Origin of the sequence: Micromonospora sp. RTGN7, assembly GCF_033804645.1 — a bacterium.
Taxonomy (GTDB): domain Bacteria; phylum Actinomycetota; class Actinomycetes; order Mycobacteriales; family Micromonosporaceae; genus Micromonospora.
The window spans coordinates 1-568 of sequence record NZ_JAPZLF010000058.1 but is presented as its reverse complement, the minus strand read 5'-3'; the positions used below and the strand labels follow the sequence as shown (position 1 = coordinate 568).

Annotated in this window: 1 protein-coding gene; it reads left to right on the top strand. The window is 63.2% G+C overall.

Going from position 1 to position 568, the window contains the following annotated elements:
• Positions 1-72 precede the first annotated feature (72 nt).
• The coding region (locus tag SNR22_RS29190) for a transposase (protein WP_320069896.1) at positions 73-568 on the top strand (496 nt) is incomplete at its 3' end.

Here is a 568-nt window from a genome sequence, read left to right as displayed (position 1 = left end):
CAGAAACTTTGTGGTTGATCTTGGTGTGGTCCGTTAGGTCGGGTAGGAAGCCCGGCCAGAGGGGATCACGTCATGTCTACGAATCATCGCGCTGAGCAGCCGGAAGGCGAGCGGGGTTCGTCTGTGGACTCGGTGGCGGAGCAGCGGATCGCTGAGCAGTTGCTGGAGCAGGCGCGGGTCGACGGGGTGAGGCTGGTTGGGCCGGGCGGGTTGCTGGCTGGTGTGACTCGTCGGATCCTGGAGACGGCGCTGGAAGCGGAGATGTCGGAGCATCTGGGCTACGACAAGGGCGACCCGGCGGGTCGCGGTGCCCGTAACGCCCGCAATGGTCATTCAGTGAAGACGGTCCACACGGATCTGGGGCCGGTCGGGTTGAAGATCCCGCGTGACCGTCAGGGTGAGTTCGAGCCGCAGGTCATCCGAAAGCATTCGCGGCGGGTCGCCGGGTTCAACGAGATGATCCTGTCGTTGTATGCCAAGGGTTTGACCACCGGAGAAATCCAGTCGCATCTGGCCGAGGTCTACGGCGCCGACGTGTCCCGTGAGTTGATTAGCAAGGTCACCGATG